A 25,805-nucleotide genomic window follows, 5' to 3' on the forward strand; every position below is an offset into this window, starting at 1 on the left:
CCAAGACGCTCCAGTTAATTCAAAGTGATTAAGTTGTCGAACCGCCGTATACGGAACCGTACGTACGGTGGTGTGAGAGGTCGATAATTGAATTAATCAATTATCTCCTACTCGATTTTGATTTGCTTTAAAATCTGTTTTACGCTTTGTGCTTGAAATTCTTGTTCTGCTTGTGTGGAAACTTCTTGGATTTGTTTGGCCGTCATTTGTGGGTTCTTAGCCATTGCTGCCTGAACTTTGGAAGTGACAAAAGCACGACCTTGAGCTAATGCTTGCCCTTGCGCTTGTTTACCAGCAGGCGACTTAGCAAACTCACTAAGCTTCTTAGCCTGATTAGTTGTTAGCTTTACGTATGACTGTGGATATTCAAGAACGTTTGTCCGCTTGACAAGGGTGTTTTGCATGCCAGACCAGGCATATAGAACTTTATAGAAATTATTTTTATACTGCCAACGAGTCTCAGTTGTAATTAACCGCGGAGTAGTATTTTTGGTCCACTTGATTTTACTGCTAGTGTATTCATTAGCTTGCGTATGGTCAGGTGTTTTTTGCCGTTGCTTTGTATTATAAATGTATACATTATCTTGACCGCTTTTACCAACTGGCTGGTAGAGTGCAAGCGGCATTGATGAATTAGAGGCAGAGTAGATTCGTTTGCTTGTCGTAGTCGTTACTTGGTGCATTCCAAAGTGATGACTATAATTTAACGTCATCAGGGTTGTTGAACCAATAAAAATTATGCCAGTAATAGTTGCTAAAGTTATTCGAAGCTGTTTTTGGTGGATAAACATCATGCACGCAAAAAAGCATAGTGCGCCAAGAAAAGTTAGAATAATGACCATTACTTAGCACCTCCTTTATTTGAAGAGCCAACAATCTCATCACTATCAATTCGTACATGGATCCCATTACCACTTGTAACGAACAACGTTAAGAAGAGACCAATTAATGAAAAGACGACAGCAAACCAAAATGCAGCGTGATATCCCATTAAAGTAGCATCAAACATCTTGGATTTATATTGTAATGGTGCTTGGACAAGGAGAGAGTGAGCTGGCTTATTACTATTTGTGACATTAGTTAATACTGAGATCATAATTGCAGTTCCGACAGAGGTAGCAACTTGACGGACGGTATTGTTAACTGCTGTTCCGTGTGAAATAAGTTTATAAGGTAGAGAATTCATTCCAGCAGTTGTAACGGGCATCATAACCATTGAAATACCAAACATTCGGACGGCATACAAAAAGATAATGTAAATTGTGGGTGTATCCCGAGTAACGAATGCGAATGGTAAGGTCCCGACGCTCAGAATAAACATTCCAGTAAAGGCTAACCGCTTAGCACCGTGGCGGTCGAATAGGTTCCCAGTAATTGGACTCATGAATCCCATAAACAGGGCACCAAATAGGAGGGTAAGTCCAGAATGGAATGCGGACATACCGTGAATAATCTGTAAGTAAAGTGGAATAACGAATTCGACACCAACCATTGCCATCATAACAATCGAACTTAAAATTGTAGCAAGTGAAAATTCTTTGCTCTCAAAAACCTTAAATTCAAGGAATGGATCATCTAATTTGTTTTGACGTCTTACTAAGAGGGCAACGAGGATTGCTCCAACAATAATCGTTGTAATAACAATCGGGTTAGTCCAACCTTTGTCACCAACGCTCGAGAAGCCGTAAAGCATGCTCCCAAAACCTAATGTTGAAATGATAACAGAGAGCCAGTCAAGATGTGGTTTAGCATTAGGAATAACATTTTTGACTGTAAAAATACTTACAATAATAACTACTGCTGCAATTGGCACGATCATTCCGAATAACCATCGCCAGCTAAAATTGTCAATAACCCATCCAGATAACGCAGGACCAATTGCGGGGGCTAATCCAATAACTAATCCGTTAATCCCCATGGCTGCTCCCCGTTTTTCCGGTGGATAGACAGTTAACATGATATTTTGCATAAGCGGCATGTTAATTCCGACACCAACTGCTTGGACCAGTCGTCCCATTAACAAAATTGCGAATGAAGGTGCTAACCATGCCATGATAGTACCAAGTTCAAAAATTGACATTGCAATAATAAAAAGACTCTTGGTGTTAAAACGGCTTGTAAGATAAGCACTGACAGGAATCATAATTCCGTTGACCATTAAAAAGCCGGTTGTTAACCATTGAACAGTCGAAGTACTAATATTGAATGCATCCATTAATGATGGAAATGCTGTTGATAAAATTGTTTGGTTTAAAATAGTACAGAAAGCTCCGATTAATAAAACAAAGATCATTAAGGAACGATTGTATGAATTACCGTTAATATCAACAGGCTGTTGCTCTTGATTCACTATTAGAATCCCCCTTTTAATTTTTTAACAATGTGAAGAATATAATACTATCTGATATCTTTGTCAAATTATTTGACAAAGATATCGGTTTTCTTATAATTTATAGAATAGAATTTAGTTTGGAGGATAAAAATGGATCGGCTTTCAAATCAGGTTAGAAAAATGATTACTAGTAAACAGCTTAAGGTTAGTATGACTGAGGTGTCACGAGTAACTGGTGTTTCCACTAGCCAATTACGATACTGGGAAAAGAAGGGGTACATCCGGTCTGAACAAGATGAGCAGAATAAAAACCACTATTTTAACCTTACAACCATCTTTCAGGCATTTACTATCAAGCTTTTTCTTGACCAGGGATATACTTTGGCGACAGCAGTAAAAAAAGAACAGGAACGTCGTGAACTTCATCGCATATTTGAACGATTTATTACTGATTGTATACTAGAAATTAGGCAAACTGGCGAAAAAAAGGGCGAAGTTAATCTCGGACCGCTTGCCGATGATCCGACAAAAGAGGTCTATGCGTTAATTGATGACCATAGTACAAGTCTTCATTTACGTTCAGTTAATAAGGAATGATTAACGTCTTGCCAGCTTTGTGGTATGGTTGAATTAAAGGTAGATAAAGGAAAGCAATTAGAAAGGGACGATTAGAAGTGGCTACCATGGGTTTAAATTACAGTGAATTAAGTTCTGCCGCAAAAGAGACGGCATTAGAGTCATTTATTAATTTTTACGTTAGTCAATACGAAAAAGAGAGTTTAGAAATTCTTAGTTCGCATGTTTCTAATCAGGTAATGGCAACAATTAACGAGGTCTTACGCGAGAATAATTTTATGGGACACCATGAATTGGTTGATGTTAGTTATCGTTTAAGTAAGCCGGCTTATCAGGAAATATTAGCACAGTTAGCTGACGTAAAATTTATGGAAGATGGGGAACCAGTAGTTGACTGGAAGGTTGCATGGCAAGAACAAGAAGAAAAATTGCCGGAAGAAGATTAAATTCCAATCTGGAGGTATGAATAATAGCTTGCTAAGAAGGTTATTTTTCATTCCTTTATTACTACCTTCATATTTATAGATGTGGTAAAATAATAGTAGTTTTACGTACGGATTAAATAGATATTTTAAGTGCCAAAGTTAATGATAAATAATAAAAAGACCGACCTTGCGACTACAAAGCGGTTCTTTTGGCTTACTTAAAATTCCGTTAATTAACGTTATCAAAATCTATAAAAGGAAAGGTATTATGACAAAATTAAAGATTAAGAATAATGAAGTTGCCTTTTACGCCATGGGTGGTCTTGGCGAAATTGGTAAAAATATGTACTGTGTTCAATTCCAAGATGAAATTATCGTTATCGATTGTGGAGTTTTGTTCCCCGAGGATGAACTTCTTGGTGTTGATTATGTTATCCAAAATTATGACTACTTGATTGAAAACAAAGATAAAATTAAGGGAATTTTTATTACTCACGGTCATGAAGACCACATTGGGGGATTGCCTTTCTTCCTGCAAAAGGTTAATGCACCAATTTATGCAGGACCGTTTGCGATGTCTTTGATTAAGGGTAAGTTAGAAGAAAAACACCTTCTTCGGAATGCAGAATTGCATGAGATTAATGAATTCGATGAGGTTCATTTTAAAAAATTATGGGTAAGTTTCTTCAGAACGACCCACTCTATTCCTGATACGTTAGGGGTTGCTGTTCATACACCACAAGGGACGATTGTTCAGACCGGTGACTTTAAGTTTGACTTGACTCCTGTCGGTAATTTACCGGGACCTAATCTCCAACAGATGGCTAAGTTAGGAGATGACGGGGTGCTACTCTTGACTTCTGATAGTACAAATGCAGAGCGGCCAGAATTTACTAAGTCTGAGCGCTGGGTTGATATTCACATTCGACGGATATTTGAGCGTATTAAGGGACGAATTATTTTTGCTTCATTTGCTTCAAATGTCTATCGTTTACGGGAAGCATCTGATGCAGCAATCGCACAAGGACGCAAGATTGCGGTGTTTGGGCGGAGCATGGAAAATGCAATTACTGCCGGTCAAGAATTAAAGTACCTTAATATCCCTAAAGACTCATTGATCGATCAAAATGAAATTAATAACTATCCACCGGAAAAAGTTATGATTATGTGTACGGGGTCGCAAGGTGAACCGATGGCGGCTTTGAGTCGGATCGCTAATGGTACTCACCGCCAGATCACTATTCAACCTGATGATACGGTTGTCTTTTCAAGTAATCCAATTCCAGGTAATACAACGAGTGTAAATGCGTTGATTAATAAGCTTGAAGAGAGTGGTGCTAACGTTATTCATGGATATGTTAATAATATCCATACATCTGGACATGGTGGACAAGTAGATGAAGAGTTTATGCTTCGATTAATGAAGCCTAAATTCTTTGCGCCAGTCCATGGTGAATACCGGATGCAAAAAATTCATACTAAGTTGGCAGAGATGACTGGTGTACCAAAGGAAAATAGTTTTGTATTAGCTAACGGGGATGTTTTAGCTTTAACAAAGGATTCCTGTCGAGTAGCCGATCATATCGATAGTGTTTGTGATGTTTATATTGATGGTCGTGATGCTGGTGATACGGTTGGTAATCCTGAAATTCGTGAACGTCGCCTTCTTTCAGAAGAAGGGGTTGTTACGGCTATTGCGGTAGTTGACTTGAAAGACTATCAAATCGTTGCGGGACCTGACATTGTTTCGCGTGGCTTTGTTTATATGCATGAGTCGCAAGAGTTAATTAAAGCTGCTAACCATGAAGTATTCTGGGCTATCCTTAATACATTTAAGAATCATAAGCATGTTGATCAACGCGTTTTAAACCGGACGATTATTAGCAGGCTGCAAAAGCTTTTATATGATCGGACCGGTCGTCGTCCAGTAATCATTCCAATGGTAACGATTTTAAATGGTAATAACCGTTCAGAAAATCAACACTATCGTCGTCCAAATAATAAGAAGAACCAATCTTATAAAAATGAACACCAAAAAAATCATAGTCACCGGAAAACTCAGCATCACCCTAAAAAGAAAGTTACGACAAAAGAAAAACAACTAGTAACAGCTAGTGAAAATAAGTAATAGTTTAAAAGAACTTGCAGATTTTTTGCGTGCAAGTTCTTTTGTGTTTTAAACTAGAAATTGAATAATTATTACTTAAAAGTAAGGAGATTGTTTGGTATCATCATATTTAGCAATTATTTTATATTTCTCAGAGAGGATGAGGATGAATGACCGGAAACGATTATTTAAGAATCTGGTACCGGGTACAAATTGGGGCGACCCTAGTCATTTTAGCAATGATGATGATTCGTAATTACGAATTGAATCGCCCCACGATGGCATTAGCCTTGTTAATCATGGTTGCGGTTTTAGCAATTGGCTTAACATTTGAATTGCTTCCTAATATTCCTATGTTAGTGAAGAAGCTAAATGCATGGCTGCAAGTAATTACCCAACCATTGATTTTAGTTTTTGCCTGGGATGTTATGGTTCGTGAGATTATTGTATTACTTCACTTACCGTCGCGTGGCGTTGTGACGATGATGATTTTTTACTATATTATTATGTTTGCTCCATTTGCCAGTGTGGTTGGTGAGTTAATGCATTGGAGTATTGAACGATTATTATTTATTGCATGGCTAGCACAGGTTGTTTTTACTCCCTTAATTGCCCTCCCAACAGACTTAGTGGATAATAATTTCTTGCTATTGACATTATCAACTGGTGCTGTTGGGGCGGTTGCCTTTTTTGTTTTAACGACAACTGTAATGCGGACTTGGCGCTTATCCTGGCCAGGGTTAAAGCCCCATTGGAGCGGGGATTTTAATTGGTGGATTTTTGCCGGATTAGTATTGGTAGATATTATTTTTATGGCATTTAATATTGGTGAACTGCCCAATTTTCATAAAGCTACCTGGAACTTTACTTTTTCAGCATTTGAAGCCGCGGTTATGGAAGAGACGCTATTCCGCTTTGCTATTTTAGGAATTTTATTTTATGCTTGGCGTAATTTAAAACAACGGTTGCCATTAGCGCTTGCTACTAGCTCAATCTTATTTGGAATTGTTCATTTGGCTAACTACGGCCCTCAAGAATGGTCAATGACTGTTTTGCAAGCCATTAGTGCTGCTGGAATTGGTCTATTTTTTGCAACGGTATATGTTTATACCGGTCAGTTGTGGTTAGCAATGTTAATGCACTTTTTGCTTGATTGGACAGCGTTTATTGCATCTGATTCTACATTGATGACAGGTAAGGTCACTTATCAAGATTGGATTGGTACAGGCATCGAGTTAGCTGTCTTTATCGGCATCACTATATGGATGATGTATGGGCAGCGCCGTCAAGTAATGGAGCGTCATGTGGATCGTTTAACTGGTGAGCACCAACGCTTTGATTTTATGATTCAATATTAAGCGAATAAAAATCCCCCTTGTAAATCAACATGGTTGTCGATTACAAGGGGGATTCGTATTTTCTAGGCAATATGTTTATGCAGGTAGTTAGCAAATAATGATAGTGAGTAACAGACGATAAAGTAAAGGACAGCGAGGGCAACAAACATTGGAATGATATAGTTTGTATTCTGCCCATAAATAATTTGGGCATGATACATTAACTCAGGTAAGACAATGATTGTCGCTAAAGATGTATCTTTGACTAGTGAAATAAACTGACTAACCAAAGCGGGCATCATATTCTTAATTGCTTGAGGAAGAACAATAATTCTTAAAGCTTGCCATTTAGTGAGACCATTTGCTAGTGCGCCCTCGGTCTGACCATAATCAATCGAGTTAATTCCTGAGCGGACAATCTCAGCGACCATTGAGGATTCAAAAATTGATAGGGCCATGATGGCGGCGGGAATTATTTCCGGTTTAATCCCAATATTTGGTAATCCAAAGTAAGTAAAGAAGATGATTAACAGTAGCGGTAGATTACGGATAATATCAATGATAAAACCAATAATTGCGGATAAATACTTAATCTTAGCATAACGAATAATTCCTAAGAATGTTCCGAGGATAAAGCTGATCACGATAGAAAAGACCGAAACTTCGATGGTGATTCCAAGTCCCTCAAGGAGGAAACGGATGTTAATCCACGAGTAAGCATCAATAAAATTTTGCATTATTCATCCCCCCTATGCCAATTTCTTTTCAAGGTGCCGCATATAGTAACTTAACGGTAGGGTAATAATTAAGTACATTACCCCAACAATAAAGTATGTTGGCATTGTTTCTAGAGTGTCATTTGCAATCAGGTTTCCTTGGTACATTAAGTCAAAGCCGGCCACAAAAGCTAAGACAGAGGAATTCTTGACCAAGTTAATGAATTGGTTTCCTAAAGGGGGGATGACGACGCGGAATGCTTGGGGCAAAATAATATACCGCATCGCCTGGGTGTATGTAAGACCATTAGCCAGCGCTCCCTCCATTTGTCCGTGATCAATGGAGTTAATTCCGGCTCGAACAGTTTCGGCAATAAAAGCTGAAGTATAAAGGGTAAGACCAATTGTCCCAGCGGTAAAACCATTAATTTTGACAATATACATTGGAATAATCAAGAAGAAGGCCATCGTAATAACTAGTAGCGGAATATTACGAAAGACTTCAACATAAATATGACCAATAATTTTGACAATTCGGTGTTGCGATATTTCTAAGAGGGCAAAGAAAGTCCCAATAACTAGGCTCCCAACAAGTGCGATTAGACTGCATAGAATTGTATTCCATAGTCCGGTCAAAAGGGGATGCCACTCATTTGCAATTATATTTAACATTAGCGTTTCATCTCCTGATAATTAAATCCTTTAACATCACCAAACCATTTAAGCAATAACCGATTATAGGTTCCATCTTTTTCGACTTCTTTTAATGCCCAGTTAAGTTTGTTACGGAAGCGGGCTTGGTTTTTATTAACTGCAATTCCATAAGGTTCTTTGGTAAAATTACCACCAACAACTTCATACCCAGGGTTCTCAGCTGCCATTCCGTAAAGAATTCCATTATCAGTTGTCAAAGCATCACCTTGTTTTGACTTGAGAGCAGTCATTGCTTGGGCGTAATCAGAAAGTTGAAGGACTCGTGCTTTTGGTGCAAACTTAGCAACGTTTTTTACCGAATTTGATCCGGCAACCCCAAGGATAACGGCGCCATGCTTGTTGAGGTCGTTAATATTTTTAATTGGACTGCCCTTTTTTACTAGTAATGATTGTCCTGCGTCAAAATACGAATGGGTAAAATCAACCTGTTTAGCACGTTCAGGGGTAATCGTCATGGTCGCCATAATAGCATCAATATTCCCGTTTTTTAATAATGGGACCCGGGTTCCGCTAGTAACAGGAACAAAAGTACATTTACCGTTTGGGCCGAGGATCTTTTTGGTCAGGGCTTTGGCAAGATCAATTTCAAATCCTTCTAATTTGCCGGTCCTAATATCTTCAAGACCAAATAAGCGGGTATCTGCTTTAACTCCCCAGGTAATTCGTTGACTGTGCATATCTTCGGTAAGGACATCTTTTTTAGCAACTGAGGCACTACAAGCAGAAAGTGTAATGAGGGTAACCATTAGGAGAAAACTAATACTTAATAATCGCCAGTATTTTTTCATGGTAAATTCCTCCTTAGTGTCCGCTAATTTTACTCATAAATTCACGGGCACGTTCGGTAGATGGTTGGTCACCAAAGAACTTTTCTGTTGAATCATCTTCTAAAATGCGGCCGTCTGCCATAAAGATTACGCGGTCAGCAACTGCGCGAGCAAATCCCATTTCGTGGGTAACAACGAGCATCGTCATATTTGAATTTTTAGCAATATCTTTCATAACATCCAAAACGTCATCAATCATTTCTGGATCGAGGGCACTTGTCGGCTCGTCAAATAGTAGACACTTAGGCTTCATGGCAAGACTACGAGCGATAGCAATTCGTTGCTTTTGTCCCCCGGATAATTGAGCAGGCATACTATCTGCTTTGTTTGCTAGGCCAACTTTGTCAAGCAGTTTCATCGCTAATTCACGATTCTCATCATCAGGTCGTTTGAGGACGATCCGCGGTGCGAGCATGATATTTTCTAGAACGGTTTTATTATTGTAAAGATTAAAGTGCTGGAATACCATTCCAACATCTTTTCTGATTAGGTTAACATTTGTTTTCTTATCAGCTAAGTCAAAACCGTTAACTATTAATTGCCCATCCTTGATCGGGTCTAAACCATTAATTGTGCGAATTAAACTACTTTTTCCGGAACCAGACGGCCCGATTAAAACAACCGTCTCGCCGGCTTCAATTGTTAAGTTAATATCTTTTAATGCGTGAAATTTTCCATAATATTTTTGAACATCATGAAATTCAATCATTGACATATGCATTTAACCCCCGTTTCACTTATAAACTCAATAAGTAAGCAATTCTCATTATATAATTTGTTCTATGAACCGTCAAAACTGGTTTAGATCGCGCCAAATTAGTTAATTTAAATTCTTAATTATTTAAAAAAGCACTTTTATTTTAGGATTACCAAAATAATTATTTACAAAATCAAGATAAGTAGTAACATAGTGAGTGAATAATTGATTTAACGAAGAGGAGCGAGTAATGCTTCATCGTTAAAAGAACATAGGGAGGAGAATAACTAATGTTCGATATTAAGCCAAAGAAGTTCAAAAAGATCCTCGTTGGTGTTGACGATGCGCCAGATGCCCGTGCCGCTTTTTCATATGCGGTTGATAAGGCAAAACGTGACGGATCAGAATTAGGGATTGTATCAATCTTAGAAACTGACCACGTTAACGTATACCAAATTTTAGATAAGGATTATGTTCACAGTAGCGAAGATGAATTGCGCCAACGGGTGAATGAATATGTCCAAGCCGCAATTGATTATGGCGTTGCGCCAGAAAAGATTACTGGTATTGTGGATCGCGGAGAACGACCTGCTGAACGAATTTGCAACCATATAATTCCTGCTTTCCAACCAGATTTACTAGTTGTGGGCTCAATTGGTAAGTGGGGTAACCGTAAGGCAGTTGGTTCCCAGGCTTCATACATGACACGCCATGCTGGGACATCAGTATTTGTAATTCGGACAACGGCAGTAGAACGTTATGAATAATTGAGTTGCCAATACTACAATTTTAGTATTAGAGCGATAGTTCTTTATGAGGGCTATCGTTTTTTATATGTAAATATAATTTTTAATGTTTCTAAATTGAAAATATCTATAAAATAAATATTGTTGTGTTTCTTTATCTCTATGTTATAATGATTCTAAACTATTAAAGGGAAGGGATAGAAATGCCCAAGAAAAAGATGTCTTTAGCCCAGAAAGTTAATGTTTTACGGGCGAGTGTAATGGGTGCGAACGATGGGATTATTTCGATTGCAGGGATTGTTATTGGGGTTGCCGCTGCGACAAGTAATTCTTATTCAATTTTGATTTCTGGTCTATCGGGGACTTTAGCCGGAATGATTTCAATGTGTATGGGAGAATATGTTTCTGTTTCTACCCAAAAAGATTCACAAAAAATGGCACTGATTAGTGAGAAACAACGGCTGCAAGATCAATACCAGCAAGAATTTAATTATGTTCAAAAAAAGTATGAGGCGCAGGATATTGATCCACAGCTTGCAAACCAGGCAACAAAAGAACTGATGGAAAAGGATGCGTTAGGGACCGTTGTTCAGGAACGGTACGGCTTTAATCCTAAAGAGTTTACGAGTCCGTATGCCGCCGCAATTGCTTCATTTATTTCATTTCCAACAGGTTCTATTTTACCGATGGTTGCGGTGACTGTTTCACCAGCTGATACTCGGATTCTAGCGACAGCAATTGCCGTTTTAATTGCCTTATTAATCACGGGATACTGTGCGGCTATTTTAGGCAAATCAAATCGGATTAAATCAATGTTTAGAAATGCAGCGGCTGGTTTATTGACAATGGGAGTTACTTATCTCATTGGTCAATTGTTTGCGCACTAGGGAGATGAGAAAATGGCTACAAAAATAAAACGGCGTCCGAAACAAACGATGGAAGAAAAATTAAATACTTTACGTGCAGGAGTACTAGGTTCGAATGATGGTATTTTAACAGTTGTTGGTGTTTTAGTATCTGTTGCGGCAGCTACTAGTGACCGTTTTACAATTTTTATTGCTGGTTTATCTGACCTACTAGCGTGTGCCTTTTCGATGGCTTCAGGAGAATATGCGTCCGTTTCTACGCAAAAGGACACTGAAAAGTCAGCAGTTGCACAGGAAGAAAAATTATTAAAGACGGATTATGATAGCGAGCTAGCAGCTGTAAGAGATTATTATGTCAATAAGGGGGTTACCCCTGAGACCTCAATGGCAATTGCTAAAGATTTATTAAATAAAAAGCCACTGGAAACAGTCGTACGAATTAAGTATGACATTGAATTAGGACACTATTTAAATCCATGGGATGCGGCATTCTCTTCACTTTTCTCCGCAGCCGCGGGGGGGCTATTCCCATTGATGGCTATGACATTTGCTCCAGAAGCATATAAATGGTATGCGGTGATTCTTGCAGTTGCCCTAACGAGTGCGTTAACTGGATACATTAGTTCAAAGCTTGGTAATGGTCTTGTAAAGATTGCGGTAATTCGCAATATCATTATTGGATTAATTACAATTACAATTCACTATGGTGTTGGTAAATTATTCTAAGATAAAATATAAGTAATAAATGAATTTTGTAAGTTAGACGTAAAAGGGTAGTGACATAATCCCTATTTTGATTATAAAAATTGAACAGTGTAATAATAAAAATGACATCGAAAGTCCGATAAAATTCGAACTCTCGGTGTCATTGCTTTTATAATCGCTGTGTTTTAAATTACTTTTGAAAGTCGTTTTTGATAACGTTCTTTTCATCAATTGGGGTATTGAATAATTCCTCATCACGGCCACGGTGGTATTCTGCTTGAATAGTAACGTGACAAATACCATATTTTTCATGAAGAATTTGTTCAACCTGACTGTATATTCGTTCAACCTGACTCAGGGGAAGATCGTCACAATTAAGATGCGCGGAAAAAATAATACGATGTTCATCTATCATCCAAGCATGAATATGGTGAACAGCAGTAACGCCATCAATTTGCTTGAGATCATGTTCGATTGCATTGTAATCTAAGTCCGGTGAAGATTGCATTAAAATTTTGACCGTCTGAAGGATAATCGGCCAAGCTTCAAATGCAATATAGAGGGCAACGCCGATTGTTAAGACTGGATCGAGCCATGGTATATTGACAAAGGTTAAAATTACCCCACCGATGATTACTGCTACTGACGATAAAGCATCACTAAGAACGTGCAAATAAGTAGCTTTAACATTAAGACTGTCTTTACTTCCAGCATGAAGCAAGAGAGCAGAAGCAAAATTTGCCAATAGTCCGATAATAGCAACTGTTAACATAATTCCCCCATTAATATGCTGGGGATGTTGCAGTCGTTTAATGGCTTCAACGATCAAGAAGAGTGAGACTATTACTAGTAGTGTGGCGTTCGTTAAAGCTGCTAGAATTTCGGCTCGCCGATAACCATATGTCCGCTGTTGATTTTCGGGATGCCCACCAATATGTTGTGCAAAATAGCCTAAAACAATCGAAAGCGAATCACCTAAATTGTGAAATGCGTCTGACAACAAGGCTAAACTCCCTGAGAGGGCTCCCCCAATAATTTCAACAATGGTGATTAATATGTTTAGGAGGGTGACTGCAAAAAAGCGTTTACCCGTTACTTTTTCTTCCATTATAATTACTCCTCCATAAGTTGAGTTACTAGTTTGTAAAAAGTAAATAACAAAAAAGTTAGGCTTTCCAAACTACTCTTTTAATAATATGCTATAATCAATTTGGGTTCAATGTTAATATATAAAAAACACATAATGACCGATCGTAGGCCAAATTTTATACCCAGAGGTGAAACAGATTGACTCCAATGAAGGAAGACTACCTAAAAATTATTTTTGAATTAGGTGGTAGTCACAAAAAAGTTTCTAATAAAGAGATTTCCCTTGGACTAGGAATTGCCGCTGGATCAGTAACTGAGATGATTTCCAAGTTGGCTGACGAAGGACTGGTTATTCATGAACCATATGCAGGTATTTCATTAACCGATAAGGGACAAAAGTATGCAGCAGAATTGGTTCGCAAACATCGGCTATGGGAAACATTTTTAGTAAATAAGCTGCATTATAATTTTGCGGATGTCCACTCCGAAGCTGAAATTCTTGAACATCAGACGAGTGATCGGCTAGCAACTGCTTTGGATACGTTTTTGCACCACCCAGATCATTGTCCGCACGGTGGAGTGATTCCATCAGCCAATGGTAAATTTCCTGATGTGACTCACCGTTTGCTTGCTGATGCTGATGATGGTGAAAAGGTTGAATTAGAACGATTTTTAGACAACCATGAATTATTGACTTACTTAGAGGAATTAGGATTACGTCCGCAAGAACAAGTAATAGTTATCCGACATGAGCCATTTGAAGGCCCAATTGTAATTCGCAAGGCTGGCGATGATAAAGAGATTAATGTGTCGTATAAGGCCTCTCATAATATTTTTATTGAGCCAGATACTACGTCAATGAGCAAAGATTGATTAGGCTATTTTTAACTTGTATGGTACAATAAGTTCTGTAGTTTTTTTAAGTGCGGTTGGTTCGATTGTTTCATTGCAAATGGATCTCTTCACCTGAGATGAATTACAAAATTATAATCAGTGCGATATGCATAGGAGGATTTCCAAAATGGAACAAGGAACTGTTAAATGGTTTAATGATGATAAGGGTTATGGCTTCATTACCCGTGAGAATGGTGACGATGTGTTCGTTCACTTTTCAGCTATTCAGGGTGATGGATTTAAATCATTAAGCGAAGGACAACATGTTACATTTGATGTTGAAGATGGCGAACGTGGTCCTCAAGCAGCAAATGTTGTAAAAGACTAATAATGTATTTTCGGCGGTTGGATTTCCAGCCGCTTTTTTTATTGAGGATAGTCTATAAACGGTGGATAATATAAGTTATCTTTGAATAAAGAAGGCGGAGAGATGTTAACGAAGAGACGGCAAGCCTTAGCGTTAAAAACATGCTTACTGGCAGGACGGCTATTGATTGAAAATGGATCGAACATGGAACGGGTTAATGATACTTTGTCGCGAATGGCTCGTAGCGCGGGTTTGCATGGCTTTCAAGCATTTACGACGGTTACAGGGATAGTTGTTGGGACGATTGATGAGCCACACGCTCAAGTGATAACGATTCGTCATCGTAAAAATAATTTAAATAAAATTGCGGATGTTAATGAAGTTTCGCGTGAATTGGCTCGGCGAAAGATTGACTTACCGCAAGCTCTGGCAAAACTTAAAAAAATTGATCGACAAGAGGTGGCAAAGTGGCAAAATTGGTATGAAGTATTTGCGGCTGCTGTTTTGAGTGGTGCATTGATGATTGTTTTTACCGGGAATGTGGTTGATTCATGGGCTGGCTTTTTTGCTGGTGGGATTGGATATGGCACTTTCTCATACCTGCTTCGCAAATTTAAGATTCAATATCTTGGTGAATTTTGTTCATCACTATTAATAGGTCTACTAGCAGTTATATTTGTAAAACTTCACTGGGCTAATAATATTAATGATATTATTATTGGCGCTGTAATGCCGCTTGTACCAGGTGTTCCATTAACTAACGCTGCTCGTGACCTTGTTTCGGGAAATTTAATTAGCGGTCCGACAAGAGGGATTGAAGCTATTTTAACAGCGGTATCGATTGGAAGTGCAATCGTAATTGTTTTACATTTTAATTAAGGAGGTTGGCTAAATGAATTGGGGTAATTTATTATTACAATTTTTCTTATGCTATGTGTCAACGATTTGTTTTGGCATCCTCTTAAATATTCCTAGACGTGCCTATAATACTGCTGGAATTATTGGTGGCAGTGTATGGGTAGTTTATTGGATTATGTATTACCATAGCGGTATCGGGTTAGCATTTAGTAACTTAGTTGCTGCTATTTTGATTTCAATTTTTAGTCAATTTGCAGCACGGCGAAAACGGATGCCAATTATTGTTTTTAATGTTCCTGCTCTGGTTCCCTTTGTACCGGGAGGACAAGCTTATAAAGTAGTACGTAATTTTGCAATTGGCAATTACCACCTAGTGACAGTATATTTTTATCAAGTAGTAGTAATTGTTGGAGCGATTACCCTTGGCTTTGGAATTGGTGAATTATTAAATCGAATGTTAATTTATCTTCAACAATATTTAATCAAAAAGTCGCGGTGGAACCTCTAACAGTGTGGTATACTCATTTTTAATTGATTAATTTAAGTTAGGAGAATCCTTAATTATGTTTATTGAACGTGATAATCATCGTTGGTGGCGCTTTGCATTAAGCGGTGGTTTCTTTATCGTTTTGATGCTGTTGATTATGTTTAACTCATCAGTAGTGACAATGATCGATGCTGTTTTACAATCTTTATTTACTAGCCAGCGAATCGAATCAATTGGTTGGTTCCATGCCTTAATGACGCTTATATCATTTTTAGCAAAGCCAGCACTAGATTTAGTGTGGGTCTTCATTATCGCAGCAATCTTATGGTTAAAAGGATATCGGATTCCAGCCTTGTGGGCCCTAGGAACTATTTTTGGTGGGGATGTTTTAGGAGAAATATTTAAGCATATTGTGAAACGAGTTCGACCAGCTCAACACTTACCGGCAGATGATGGCTTTAGTTTTCCTAGCGGCCATACTTTGGGGATTTTTCTAGTAGTAGCAATTTTATTCTTAGTTGTAATTCCGCTTATCCAGCGAGCAGCCGTTCGGGTTATTTTACAAATCTTATTGATTTTTGCGGTATTCTTTTTAGCTGTTTCGCGGGTATACCTTTATGCTCATTGGCCATTTGATACGATTGGTGCAATGTTATTGGCTTATGCATGGCTACAAATAGCAGAATGGCTTTATGTTGCATGGGCACCACGGATGCAGCAAGTACCACTCCTCCGTAGTATTGAAATTTAAGGAGTGTACTAAACTAATTATTTTAAATTTAATAGGGAGGCTGAATATTCGAATTTTACGGATCTTCGGCCTCCATTATTTTATTTCCCGGGAAATAGGTGACAATATGGATGAAATTAATATTACCAAAGCAACTGAAACAAAGTTAGAAGGATTAGCGGAATTGCTTACAGATGATAAATTAGTACAATCAGTAGGGTTAATGCTGCCTCGCGATAAAAAATCATTATTGCAAGCGTTACATTTATTCGTTCTCCACAATCATGTTGCATTATTAGAAATTAATTCAAAAGTGGTCGGGATGATTGTACTAAGTAATTGGTATGACAGTGAAGGGCAAAGAATCGCACATCAATATGAACTCGGTTACCTCTTAAAACGTGATTTTTGGGGACGGAGAATAATGACTGCCACATTGAATAAAGTTATTGCTCAGTTGCCTGTGGGGACAATTATTCATGCAAGGTGTAAAAAAGAAAATCATCGGTCACAACAGGTTTTAATTAACTGTGGCTTTGGATATAAACAAAATTCATGGTGGCAATTAACCAAATAATATCTAGACTTGCTTTTTTATTTGAAAAGGGTATAATTTCATTCGATGAAGAGGTTGCATATTTTATTAGTAGTCATTGTTAGGTGGATAAGCGCCGGAGCAATGCTGAAAGGGAAATATGCCGAAACATTACTTAACTTATTTTAGGTAATTGTTGGGCCATAGTCATAATAGGCTATGGACTGTCGCAGAAAAATTGCGGGGCGCTTCCTAAATTGATTCAACAATTATGAATTGTCAAGTTGGGTCTTCTGGTAGGGTTACCGATCAGAAGACCCTTTTAATTTATCCTCTTCGAATGTTGATGTTGCAATATATAAATTTTGGAGGAATTATTTTATGGCGGACACAGAAAAGTCGACAGGTCATATTGAGCGGACATTAGAGACCCGTCACCTGTCAATGATTGCCCTCGGAGGGACGATTGGAACCGGTCTTTTCATTGCTAGTGGATCAGCAATTTCAACAGCTGGTCCAGGGGGAGCCTTAGTTGCCTATGGAATCATGGGAATTATGGTTTACTTTTTAATGACTAGTTTAGGAGAAATGGCAACGTATATGCCATTAACAGGATCATTTTCAGCTTATTCCACAAAGTTTGTTGACCCAGCGTTGGGTTTTGCCCTTGGCTGGAACTACTGGTTTAACTGGGCGATTACAATCCCGGTTGACGTTACGACAGCTGGAATTGTAATGAACTACTGGTTGCCTAATGTCCCTGGCTGGGTATTTAGTGTAGTAGTTATGGCGTTGATTTTCTTGATTAATTATCTATCTGTTCGCTCATATGGAGAAACAGAATTTTGGTTGGCACTTATTAAAGTTATTACAGTGGTTGTCTTTTTAATTGTCGGGGTAGCTATTATTCTCGGTATTATGGGAGGACGGCCCGTTGGACTAAGCAATTTCCACTATAAGCAAGCACCTTTTGTTGGTGGTGTACCAGCAATTATTAGCGTATTTCTTGTTGCTGGTTTCTCTTTCCAGGGAACTGAGCTAGTTGGAATTACGGCAGGAGAAGCAGCTACGCCTGAAAAATCAGTTTCAAAAGCAATCCATTCTACATTTTGGCGGATTTTACTATTTTATATTTTTGCAATATTTGTAATTGCATGTATCTTGCCATACACTGATAAAAACTTGTTAAATCAAGATGTTTCAAATATTACAATGAGCCCATTTACGATTGTCTTTAAGCGTGCTGGTTTAGCATTTGCTGCTAGTGTAATGAATGCGGTTATCCTTACAGCAGTTATTTCAGCTGCTAATTCCGGACTGTACGCTTCTACCCGGATGTTATATTCTCAAGCAAGAGAGGGGTATGCATGGCGAATTTTTGGGTATGTTAATCGTCGAGGTATTCCGATTTACGCATTACTTGGAACAATGGTTGTATCGTTAGCGGCATTTGCTACTCAGTTTGTTGGTCCTCAAGCATATAATTACTTAATTGGTGCCTCTGGTCTTTGTGGATTTATTGCATGGTTGGGAATCGCAATCTCTCATTACCGTTTTCGGCGAGCATTTGTTAAGCAAGGACATAGTATTTCTGAATTAAAATATCATGCAACGGCATTCCCATTTGGCCCTATTTTTGCGTTTATACTATGTATTATAGTTATTTGCGGTCAAAACATTGATGCATTTGTCAAGATGGATTGGCAAAATATCTTAATTACCTACATGGGAATTCCATTATTCCTAATCTTATTTTTCTACTACAAGCTCCGTTATAAGACTCATATCATTCCACTTGATAAAGTTGATTTATCACGGCGGACAAAGGGTGAGTCATATGAGCCGGAAGAAAAATAGTTATAAAGCAGCGGTCCGAGTTTTTAAGTTTGGACTCGCTCCTTTTTATTTTAAATGTTAAAATTGTGTTCGTGACTTTTTTGAATTTTAAATAGGGGGAACAATAAATGATTGCATTAGCCGGTACGATTGGTGCGGGAAAGACTAGTTTGACGCAGTTGCTAGCGGATCACCTTAATAGTCAGGCTTTTTATGAGTCAGTTGATGATAACAAAATTTTGCCACTTTTTTATAAAGACCCTAAGAAATACGGATTTTTGCTACAAATATATTTCTTAAATAAGCGCCTTGACGAGATTAAAGATTCATATGCAAACGACTTAAACGTTTTAGACCGATCAATCTTTGAAGATGCACTTCTATTTAAATTGAATGCGGATATGGGACGGGCGACAGAAACAGAGTCAGATATTTATTCATCTTTATTGGCGAATATGATGGAGGAATTGCCTGAGCAGCGTCATCAAAAGGCACCAAATTTATTAATTACTATTAGGGTATCGTTTGATACAATGCTTGAACGAATTAAGAAACGTGGGCGTTCATATGAACAGATTGCTAATGACCTATCTTTATATTCATACTATAAGAACCTTAACGAACGGTATGTAAAATGGTATGAAGATTATAATGAAAGCCCTAAGATGATGATTGATGGGGATAAGTATGATTTTGTTGAAGATACCAACGCAGCAAAAAAAGTATTATCAATGATTGATGAAAAATTAATTGAATTAAATCTCAAATAATATTTGACAAAAATTTAATTAGATGATATATTAAATAGGCTGATTTGTTTAGCAAGCCTATTTATGGAGGATTAGCTCAGTTGGGAGAGCATCTGCCTTACAAGCAGGAGGTCACAGGTTCGAGCCCTGTATCCTCCATTAATTTTGCGGATGTGGCGGAATTGGCAGACGCGCAAGATTTAGGATCTTGTATCATTTATGATGTAAGGGTTCAAGTCCCTTCATCCGCATTTAATATTTTTGAAAAAACTTATTGACATTGATAAGTATTTCATGTAATATTAATAATCGTTGATAGGAAATAACTTATCAGATACATGCGGAAGTAGTTCAGTGGTAGAACATCACCTTGCCATGGTGGGGGTCGCGGGTTCGAATCCCGTCTTCCGCTTATATGCACCCATAGCGCAATTGGATAGAGTGTCTGACTACGAATCAGAAGGTTGAAGGTTCGACTCCTTCTGGGTGCACTAATTATAATAAGCGTGACAGTTATCTGTTATGCTTATTTTTTTCGGAATTTAGCTCAGCTTGGTAGAGCGCTGCGTTCGGGACGCAGAGGTCGCAAGTTCAAATCTTGTAATTCCGATTGCAAAAAAGCCTATTGCAGTTATTAGCTGCAATAGGCTTTTTGTTAGATAAAACTATCTTTAAAAAAGACGTCAATTAAATCAAATGGTATTTTTTCGAGGTTATCGTATAAGTCAATGTGTTCGCAATCCTTGACAACTAACTTTTGCTTTGGCTGGCTTGCAAGGTAGTATGCTCGTTCAGAATATGATCTTGAATGCGCTTTGTCACCGTAGACAAATAGAATTGGCCGTGGTGAGATTTCTTTAATATAGTCTAACGCAGAAAATTCAAGCATTGCTAAGTTAGATGTTGTTGTTGCTGAACCACGACCATTTGGGTGGAAGCCACGTTTGAGAGCATAAAATCGTAGCCATTCATTTGTTAGTTCGTCCTGGTCGGGCAAATCATCAAGATTATTAAATGGCGTTTCTGGGAAATTAGGATGGTAGTCTGGCTGACCATTTTCAAAATCTACCCAGCGCTGCTTTGATAATTGATCTTTTAATTGAAAGAGTTGCTCTGGTGCTAGGTTAGCCATTTCACGTATATCTGTCATGTCATACATTGAAATAGTAGCAATTGCCTTGATCCTAGTGTCGACTGCTGTAGCACTGAGTCCGAAACCGGCGCCACCACTGATACCAATAACGCCGATTTGATCACGGTTAACATGCGCAGCTTTTGTACCAAGATAGTCAACAGCAGCACTGAAAGATTCTGCGTAAAGATCAGGCGAAGCAACGTGCCGCGGTTCACCTGCTGACTCTCCCATATAGACTTGATCAAATGTTAATGTAACATAACCTAATTGTGCGAATTTATTTGCATACACAGCAGGGGATTGCTCCTTTGTGCTTCCATAAGGGGCACCAATAATTAGCGCAGGTAATAATTGGTCGTCTTTTAAATCTTTTGGTGCGTAAATATCAGCAGCAATTGCTATTCCATAACGATTATTATAGCGAACATGCTTACGCTCTACGTTTTTATCTAGCTTAGTGATATATCCATAAGCCATTGATATCACTCCTTTGAATGAATAACTTAATTATAACATTCATCTAAGAAACAAAGGGGAAGAGTTTAAAAAGTAAAATTTTAGTGATAAATAATAAGTGATTTACTGTACAAATTTATTTTAATTGGTTTACTTCCTTGATTATTGATATCATTAGGCTTCAACACTAAAATACAACAAGTGGTATTAGTTCCCATTAATAAATGTGCAAAATTTCACTTTAAATTCAAGGAGTAGTTTGGTACTATAAACATTGTAAAAAGTAATTTGTTTTATTAAAGGAGATCTTACCTTATGAAGGCTGCTGTAATTAATGATCCAGTAGATGGATACGTTACTGTTAAGGATGTTCAACTCCGGGACTTAAAGCCAGGTGAAGCATTAGTTGACATGGAATATTGTGGTTTATGTCATACTGATTTGCACTGTGCTGCTGGTGACTTTGGTAAAAAGCCAGGTCGGATTATTGGTCACGAAGGTGTTGGTCGTGTATCTAAAGTTGCTCCAGGTGTTACTTCATTGAAGGTTGGCGACCGTGTATCAATCGCATGGTTCTTCAAGGGATGTGGACACTGTGAATACTGTTTAACAGGTCGTGAAACACTTTGTCGGAACGTTCTTAATGCTGGTTACACCGCTGATGGTGCTATGGCAGAACAATGTATTGTTCCTGCTGACTATGCTGTTAAGGTTCCAGAAGGTCTTGATCCTGTTGAGGCTACTTCATTAACTTGTGCCGGTGTTACTATGTACAAGGCTTTGAAGGTTGCTGACATCAAGCCAGGTCAATGGGTATCTATTGTTGGTGCCGGTGGTTTAGGTAACTTGGGTATTCAATTTGCCCACAATGTATTCGGTGCACATGTTATTGCCGTTGATGGTAACCCTGACAAGCTTCAAGCTGCTAAGGAAAATGGTGCCGAAATTTTAATCAACCGTCATGACGGTGATGTTGATCAACAAATTCAAGAAAAGGTTGGCGGTGTTCACGCTGCTGTTGTTACAGCCGTTACTACTGCTGCTTTTGATCAGGCTGTTGATTCACTTCGCCCAGATGGTAAGCTGGTTGCCGTTGCCCTTCCACAAGGTGATATGAAGCTTAACATTGCTAAGACGGTTCTTGATGGTATTATTGTTGCTGGTTCATTAGTTGGTACCCGTCAAGACTTAGCTGAATGTTTCCAATTTGGTGCAGAAGGTAAGGTTCATCCAATTGTTCACACTCGTAAGTTAAGTGAAATTAATGATATGATTCAAGAACTTAAGGATAACAAGGTTGTTGGACGTAATGTTGTTGATTTTGTTCACAACGATAACGATTAATAAAAATAATTCATATTAATTCTCCAATGGGGGCGTGATAGTAGTCAATTATGACTTTACTTCCCACCCGCCACGAGTATAAATAGAGCTCCAGAGTTTGGCTTTGCCGACACTGGAGCTCATTTATGTATCGTAGTATTCTTCTCTCGATTTGGTAAAAGTACTCATGTTACAGTATTCTTCATTATTTTATAAACGATAATCTTGAAAGTAGGCGATTAGTAGAAAGTGTGGTAAAATAATGGTCAAGATTAGTCAAAAAAAGCCGAGGTGATATAATGGAGAATAAAAGTATTTCAGATATTATCGAAGCATACTTAAAAGAAATTCTCGGTGACTCAGCGCAAATTGAGATTCGCCGTTCTGAGATAGCAAATTATTTTGATGTTGTGCCGTCTCAAATTAACTACGTGATTAAGACGCGATTTACTATCCAAAATGGTTACTTAGTTAAAAGTAAACGTGGCGGTGGCGGTTATATTAGAATTGAACGAGTTAATTTACTTGATGATGTAAGTGTGCTAAACTCACTTATCCAAGCAATTGGCGATTCAGTTCGTGAACGAGACGCTTTTGACATCGTTCAGACATTATATGAAGAAAAAGTAATTACCAGACGTGAAGGAGATTTAATGTTAGTCGCACTTTCTAAGCAGACCTTAGCACTTGATGATAGTAAGGCTGAAGATCGACTTCGTGCGCGAATTTTAATATCATTTTTAAATCGTTTGCGTTATGAGAGTTAGAAGGGGGAATGTATATGGATAATATGTTCACGCCTAGTGCAAAACATGTTTTAGCAATTGCACAAGAACAGGCAAAATATTTCAAACACCAAGCTGTAGGTACAGAACACCTTTTACTTGCTCTTTCGATGGATAAGGATGGAATTGCAAATAAAATTTTTGAACAATTCTCAATAACAAGTGATGACATTAGAGAAGAGATCGAACGGTTGATTGGCTACGGTACGATGGAAAACTTAGGAGTTTCTGACTATTTGCCATACTCACCTAAAGCAAAGCAAGTCTTATCATTAGCTGGTCGAGAAGCTCAGCAAATGCACGCGTTAAAAATTGGAACTGAACATTTATTGTTGGCATTAATTGCTGACGAGAGTGTTTTGTCCTCACGCATTTTATATAGTTTAGATATTGTTCCGCGTCAAATGAGAAAAGTCATTTTACGCCGGCTAGGAATAGCAGATAATCAACAGCGTTCTAATCCTCGCCAACAAAATCGGCGTAATTCAAAGACGGGCACGCCAACATTGGATAAGCTTGCTCGAGACATGACAGAGCTTGCTCGTAACGGTCGGCTAGATCCGGTCATTGGACGAGATAAGGAAGTAAAACGTGTTGAGCAAATCCTTAGTCGCCGAACTAAGAATAATCCAGTGTTGATTGGTGAGCCGGGAGTAGGTAAAACAGCAATTGCAGAAGGCTTGGCTCAACGGATGGTTGAAGGAAAAGTTCCCGCAGAGTTAGCTAATAAACGGTTAATGATGCTAGACATGGGATCATTGGTCGCCGGTACTAAATATCGTGGAGAGTTTGAAGACCGTCTTAAAAAAGTTATTGATGAAATTCAAGCAGATGGTCACGTTATTTTATTTATTGATGAGCTGCATACATTAATTGGTGCTGGAGGAGCGGAAGGTGCAATTGACGCTTCTAATATTTTAAAACCGGCACTGGCGCGTGGTGAATTGCAGACAATTGGTGCTACTACTCTTGATGAATATCAAAAGTATATTGAATCAGATGCTGCTCTTGAGCGCCGTTTTGCAACGGTTCAGGTTGACGAACCGACCACCGACCAGACACTTCAAATCTTACGTGGTTTACGGCCAAAATATGAAGAGCACCACCATGCTAAAATTACAGATGAGGCTTTGGAACAAGCAGTAAAGTTATCTGATCGTTATATTTCAGACCGATTCTTACCTGATAAGGCAATTGATCTTATTGATGAATCGGCGGCGATGGTTCGAATTGATGCTGAAGATAAAAAGAATCGGCAGCCATCATTAGCTAACCAATTAGAAGAATTGCGGGCACAAAAAGAAGAGGCAATTGATAATCAAGACTTTGATAAGGCAGCAACTTTACGACAACAAGAATTGGCAGTAAAAGACAAACTTGATCGTCAAGAGCTGCGTGAGCAAAAGAAAGATTCTCATGATTATAAACTTAAAGTTAATGGGGAAAATATTGCTCAAGTTGTTGCCGAATGGACTGGTGTTCCGTTAACGCAACTAAAGAAAAGCGAAAGTGAACGGTTAGTCAATCTTGAAAAGGTGCTGCACCAGCGTGTGATTGGTCAAAATGAGGCAGTATCTGTAGTTGCTAAAGCAATTCGCCGTGCTAGGAGCGGGCTAAAAGATCCCCGGCGACCGATTGGCTCCTTTATGTTCTTAGGACCTACTGGTGTTGGTAAAACAGAATTAGCTAAGGCACTGGCTGCAGCTATGTTTGGGTCAGAAGATAATATGATTCGGATTGATATGTCTGAATATATGGAAAAATATAGCACAAGTCGGTTAATCGGGGCTGCTCCTGGGTATGTTGGCTATGATGAAGGTGGTCAGTTGACTGAAAAAGTCCGTCAACATCCGTATTCTGTAGTGCTATTAGATGAAGCCGAAAAAGCTCATCCGGATGTTTTTAATCTCTTGTTACAAGTATTAGATGATGGCTATTTAACTGATGCCAAGGGGCGAAAAGTAGATTTTAGAAACACAATTATTATCATGACCTCTAATCTTGGGGCCACTCAGCTTCAAGATGAAAAAGAGGTTGGTTTTGGTGCAAAAGATATGTCGCAAGATTATAATGCGATGGCGGCGGCAATTAAACAACAAATGAAGCTTTATTTCCGCCCAGAATTTTTGAACCGAATTGATGAGACTATCATTTTCCACTCATTACAAAAGAAAGAGCTTCATCAAATAGTGAAATTAATGGTTGCTGATTTAAATAAGCGGATAAGTGAGCAGGGAATCAACTTAAAAGTTACCCCGGCAGCAATCGACTTGATTGCCAAGTTAGGTTATGACCCTTCTTATGGTGCAAGACCGTTACGCCGTGCTCTCCAAGACCACATTGAAGATGACCTAAGTACAGGCCTTCTTGACGGTGAGATAAACGTTGGCGATGATGTAACAGTAGGAGCTCATCACGGCAAAATTACTTTTAAGGTAAAAAAAGCAGATGACAATAAAGCCGTTGAATTAAATTTAAATAAGTGATTTTAAAGCAGTAATTGCCTGTTCTGTATAAGGTGATTACTGCTTTATTATATTCACGGTGTTATTAGGCCGAAATTATTCTCCTAA

At 38.4% G+C, this 25,805-nt stretch carries 26 protein-coding genes, 5 tRNA genes and 1 riboswitch; of the genes, 23 read left to right on the top strand and 8 right to left on the bottom strand.

Annotation, left to right across the window (positions count from 1 at the left end; all coding sequences use genetic code 11):
* Positions 1-107: 107 nt before the first annotated feature.
* Positions 108-842, bottom strand: a complete 735-nt coding sequence (locus H5S39_RS07285) for a DUF4811 domain-containing protein (protein WP_182596591.1) — start codon at positions 840-842, stop codon at positions 108-110.
* Complete coding sequence (locus tag H5S39_RS07290) at positions 842-2,350, bottom strand: MDR family MFS transporter (protein WP_182596590.1); 1,509 nt, start codon at positions 2,348-2,350, stop codon at positions 842-844. The genes H5S39_RS07285 and H5S39_RS07290 overlap by 1 nt, the downstream gene beginning before the upstream one ends.
* A gap of 132 nt (positions 2,351-2,482) precedes the next feature.
* Here H5S39_RS07290 and H5S39_RS07295 point away from each other — a divergent pair, with 132 nt between their 5' ends.
* The 4 genes from H5S39_RS07295 (at position 2,483) to H5S39_RS07310 (ending at position 6,798) form a co-directional block, all read left to right on the top strand.
* Positions 2,483-2,929 carry a MerR family transcriptional regulator gene (locus tag H5S39_RS07295; RefSeq protein WP_182596589.1) on the top strand — a complete coding sequence of 149 codons (447 nt, stop codon included), beginning with the start codon at positions 2,483-2,485 and terminating at the stop codon, positions 2,927-2,929.
* A gap of 77 nt (positions 2,930-3,006) precedes the next feature.
* Entirely contained in the window at positions 3,007-3,354 is a 348-nt protein-coding gene (locus tag H5S39_RS07300) for a DUF3368 domain-containing protein (protein WP_182596588.1), read from the top strand.
* A gap of 247 nt (positions 3,355-3,601) precedes the next feature.
* On the top strand, positions 3,602-5,461 hold the full coding sequence (rnjA, locus tag H5S39_RS07305) for a ribonuclease J1 (protein WP_182596587.1): 1,860 nt from the start codon (positions 3,602-3,604) through the stop codon (positions 5,459-5,461).
* Between the two features lie 149 nt (positions 5,462-5,610).
* Positions 5,611-6,798, top strand: a complete 1,188-nt coding sequence (locus tag H5S39_RS07310; RefSeq protein ID WP_182596586.1) for a CPBP family intramembrane glutamic endopeptidase — start codon at positions 5,611-5,613, stop codon at positions 6,796-6,798.
* Between the two features lie 62 nt (positions 6,799-6,860).
* On the opposite strand, the gene H5S39_RS07315 is transcribed toward H5S39_RS07310, so the two are convergent.
* The 4 genes from H5S39_RS07315 to H5S39_RS07330 are packed head-to-tail and all read right to left on the bottom strand — an operon-like array spanning position 6,861 to position 9,749.
* The gene (locus H5S39_RS07315) at positions 6,861-7,514 is read right to left on the bottom strand and encodes an amino acid ABC transporter permease (protein ID WP_182596585.1); all 654 of its coding nucleotides are present in this window, start codon (positions 7,512-7,514) and stop codon (positions 6,861-6,863) included.
* Positions 7,515-7,526: 12 nt separating this feature from the next.
* Positions 7,527-8,165, bottom strand: coding sequence for an amino acid ABC transporter permease (locus H5S39_RS07320; RefSeq protein ID WP_182596584.1), 639 nt, complete (start codon positions 8,163-8,165; stop codon positions 7,527-7,529).
* Entirely contained in the window at positions 8,165-8,995 is an 831-nt protein-coding gene (locus tag H5S39_RS07325) for a transporter substrate-binding domain-containing protein (protein WP_182596583.1), read from the bottom strand. The genes H5S39_RS07320 and H5S39_RS07325 overlap by 1 nt, the downstream gene beginning before the upstream one ends.
* 13 nt (positions 8,996-9,008) lie before the next feature.
* Positions 9,009-9,749: an amino acid ABC transporter ATP-binding protein gene (locus H5S39_RS07330; RefSeq protein WP_269448407.1), complete on the bottom strand. Its 741-nt coding sequence runs from the start codon at positions 9,747-9,749 to the stop codon at positions 9,009-9,011.
* 272 nt (positions 9,750-10,021) lie between these two features.
* Between H5S39_RS07330 and H5S39_RS07335 the strand changes: the two genes are divergently transcribed.
* The 3 genes from H5S39_RS07335 (at position 10,022) to H5S39_RS07345 (ending at position 12,069) form a co-directional block, all read left to right on the top strand.
* The gene (locus tag H5S39_RS07335; RefSeq protein WP_182596582.1) at positions 10,022-10,498 is read left to right on the top strand and encodes a universal stress protein; all 477 of its coding nucleotides are present in this window, start codon (positions 10,022-10,024) and stop codon (positions 10,496-10,498) included.
* 182 nt (positions 10,499-10,680) lie between these two features.
* Positions 10,681-11,364 (top strand): VIT1/CCC1 transporter family protein, encoded by a 684-nt coding sequence (locus H5S39_RS07340; RefSeq protein WP_182596581.1) that lies wholly within the window; start codon positions 10,681-10,683, stop codon positions 11,362-11,364.
* 12 nt (positions 11,365-11,376) lie between these two features.
* Complete coding sequence (locus H5S39_RS07345) at positions 11,377-12,069, top strand: VIT1/CCC1 transporter family protein (protein ID WP_182596580.1); 693 nt, start codon at positions 11,377-11,379, stop codon at positions 12,067-12,069.
* A 169-nt stretch (positions 12,070-12,238) separates the two neighbouring features.
* Here H5S39_RS07345 and H5S39_RS07350 read toward each other — a convergent pair whose 3' ends face one another.
* A complete protein-coding gene (locus H5S39_RS07350) occupies positions 12,239-13,156 on the bottom strand; it encodes a cation diffusion facilitator family transporter (protein ID WP_182596579.1) in 918 nt (305 codons plus the stop codon).
* Between the two features lie 179 nt (positions 13,157-13,335).
* Between H5S39_RS07350 and H5S39_RS07355 the strand changes: the two genes are divergently transcribed.
* From H5S39_RS07355 to H5S39_RS07415, 13 genes are all read left to right on the top strand, one after another.
* Positions 13,336-14,010 carry a metal-dependent transcriptional regulator gene (locus H5S39_RS07355; RefSeq protein WP_182596578.1) on the top strand — a complete coding sequence of 225 codons (675 nt, stop codon included), beginning with the start codon at positions 13,336-13,338 and terminating at the stop codon, positions 14,008-14,010.
* Positions 14,011-14,158: 148 nt separating this feature from the next.
* Positions 14,159-14,359 carry a cold-shock protein gene (locus H5S39_RS07360; RefSeq protein ID WP_182596577.1) on the top strand — a complete coding sequence of 67 codons (201 nt, stop codon included), beginning with the start codon at positions 14,159-14,161 and terminating at the stop codon, positions 14,357-14,359.
* 102 nt (positions 14,360-14,461) lie between these two features.
* Positions 14,462-15,217, top strand: a complete 756-nt coding sequence (locus tag H5S39_RS07365) for a threonine/serine exporter family protein (RefSeq protein ID WP_182596576.1) — start codon at positions 14,462-14,464, stop codon at positions 15,215-15,217.
* A gap of 13 nt (positions 15,218-15,230) precedes the next feature.
* Positions 15,231-15,704, top strand: a complete 474-nt coding sequence (locus H5S39_RS07370; protein ID WP_182596575.1) for a threonine/serine exporter family protein — start codon at positions 15,231-15,233, stop codon at positions 15,702-15,704.
* 55 nt (positions 15,705-15,759) lie between these two features.
* Complete coding sequence (locus H5S39_RS07375; protein WP_182596574.1) at positions 15,760-16,434, top strand: phosphatase PAP2 family protein; 675 nt, start codon at positions 15,760-15,762, stop codon at positions 16,432-16,434.
* 106 nt (positions 16,435-16,540) lie between these two features.
* On the top strand, positions 16,541-16,990 hold the full coding sequence (locus tag H5S39_RS07380; protein ID WP_182596573.1) for a GNAT family N-acetyltransferase: 450 nt from the start codon (positions 16,541-16,543) through the stop codon (positions 16,988-16,990).
* Positions 16,991-17,030: 40 nt separating this feature from the next.
* A riboswitch (Lysine riboswitch) is annotated at positions 17,031-17,207 on the top strand.
* A gap of 122 nt (positions 17,208-17,329) precedes the next feature.
* Positions 17,330-18,805: an amino acid permease gene (locus H5S39_RS07385; RefSeq protein WP_182596572.1), complete on the top strand. Its 1,476-nt coding sequence runs from the start codon at positions 17,330-17,332 to the stop codon at positions 18,803-18,805.
* Between the two features lie 107 nt (positions 18,806-18,912).
* A complete protein-coding gene (locus H5S39_RS07390; RefSeq protein WP_182596571.1) occupies positions 18,913-19,554 on the top strand; it encodes a deoxynucleoside kinase in 642 nt (213 codons plus the stop codon).
* 65 nt (positions 19,555-19,619) lie between these two features.
* Positions 19,620-19,692, top strand: a tRNA-Val gene (locus H5S39_RS07395).
* 8 nt (positions 19,693-19,700) lie between these two features.
* Positions 19,701-19,784 (top strand) — tRNA-Leu (locus H5S39_RS07400).
* Between the two features lie 89 nt (positions 19,785-19,873).
* A tRNA-Gly gene (locus H5S39_RS07405) sits at positions 19,874-19,945 on the top strand.
* Positions 19,946-19,950: 5 nt separating this feature from the next.
* Positions 19,951-20,024, top strand: a tRNA-Arg gene (locus H5S39_RS07410).
* Between the two features lie 45 nt (positions 20,025-20,069).
* A tRNA-Pro gene (locus H5S39_RS07415) sits at positions 20,070-20,143 on the top strand.
* 45 nt (positions 20,144-20,188) lie between these two features.
* On the opposite strand, the gene H5S39_RS07420 is transcribed toward H5S39_RS07415, so the two are convergent.
* Positions 20,189-21,145 (bottom strand): alpha/beta hydrolase, encoded by a 957-nt coding sequence (locus H5S39_RS07420; protein WP_182596570.1) that lies wholly within the window; start codon positions 21,143-21,145, stop codon positions 20,189-20,191.
* Between the two features lie 294 nt (positions 21,146-21,439).
* On the opposite strand from H5S39_RS07420, the gene adhP reads away from it, so the two are divergent.
* The 3 genes from adhP (at position 21,440) to H5S39_RS07435 (ending at position 25,718) form a co-directional block, all read left to right on the top strand.
* Positions 21,440-22,468, top strand: coding sequence for an alcohol dehydrogenase AdhP (gene adhP / locus H5S39_RS07425; RefSeq protein ID WP_153930140.1), 1,029 nt, complete (start codon positions 21,440-21,442; stop codon positions 22,466-22,468).
* Between the two features lie 278 nt (positions 22,469-22,746).
* On the top strand, positions 22,747-23,214 hold the full coding sequence (locus H5S39_RS07430) for a CtsR family transcriptional regulator (protein WP_182596569.1): 468 nt from the start codon (positions 22,747-22,749) through the stop codon (positions 23,212-23,214).
* 14 nt (positions 23,215-23,228) lie between these two features.
* Positions 23,229-25,718 carry an ATP-dependent Clp protease ATP-binding subunit gene (locus tag H5S39_RS07435; protein WP_182596568.1) on the top strand — a complete coding sequence of 830 codons (2,490 nt, stop codon included), beginning with the start codon at positions 23,229-23,231 and terminating at the stop codon, positions 25,716-25,718.
* The last annotated feature ends 87 nt before the right edge of the window (positions 25,719-25,805 follow it).

The sequence above is a fragment of the Limosilactobacillus rudii genome, assembly GCF_014145455.1.
Taxonomy (GTDB): domain Bacteria; phylum Bacillota; class Bacilli; order Lactobacillales; family Lactobacillaceae; genus Limosilactobacillus; species Limosilactobacillus rudii.